Annotated in this window: 5 tRNA genes; all 5 read right to left on the bottom strand. The window is 46.0% G+C overall.

The window, feature by feature from the left end:
• Window positions 1-2: 2 nt before the first annotated feature.
• A tRNA-Cys gene (locus tag BANA01_RS28880) sits at window positions 3-76 on the bottom strand.
• Window positions 77-111: 35 nt separating this feature from the next.
• Window positions 112-187, bottom strand: a tRNA-His gene (locus BANA01_RS28875).
• 83 nt (window positions 188-270) lie between these two features.
• Window positions 271-355, bottom strand: a tRNA-Tyr gene (locus BANA01_RS28870).
• A 17-nt stretch (window positions 356-372) separates the two neighbouring features.
• A tRNA-Phe gene (locus BANA01_RS28865) sits at window positions 373-445 on the bottom strand.
• Window positions 446-500: 55 nt separating this feature from the next.
• Window positions 501-577 (bottom strand) — tRNA-Asp (locus BANA01_RS28860).
• Between the last annotated feature and the right edge of the window lie 28 nt (window positions 578-605).

The raw sequence follows: 605 nt of genomic DNA, 5'->3' as shown, positions 1-605 counted from the left end.
TTTGGAGGCAACACCCGGATTTGAACCGGGGATAAAGGTTTTGCAGACCTCTGCCTTACCACTTGGCTATGCTGCCTAACTATTAAAGAGCTTTCCTAATTCTAAAATAAATGGGGCGGCTGATGGGAATCGAACCCACGAATGCCTGAACCACAATCAGGTGCGTTAACCACTTCGCCACAACCGCCATGATGTTATTTTTACCTTCGCAAAAAAATTTTGGTGACTTTCTAACGAAAATAACTTGGTTATTTGCTTCGCAAAAATCTTTGGTGGAGGGGGACGGATTCGAACCGCCGAACCCTGAGGGAGCGGATTTACAGTCCGCCGCGTTTAGCCACTTCGCTACCCCTCCATATAAAAAAAAAGCGATGGCTCAGGACGGAATCGAACCGCCGACACAAGGATTTTCAGTCCTTTGCTCTACCGACTGAGCTACTGAGCCATACAATCTATATCTATATCTATATCAACAGTAGAGTTACCTACTGATATAAAAATGGCGGTCCGGACGGGACTCGAACCCGCGACCTCCTGCGTGACAGGCAGGCATTCTAACCAACTGAACTACCGGACCAATGTTTTTACTAAATAACTTACATTAA

Source organism: Neobacillus niacini NBRC 15566, assembly GCF_001591505.1.
GTDB classification, from domain to species: Bacteria; Bacillota; Bacilli; order Bacillales; family Cytobacillaceae; genus Neobacillus; species Neobacillus niacini.
The sequence above is the reverse complement of the archived record's forward strand: the minus strand, read 5'-3'. Positions and strand labels throughout refer to the sequence as shown.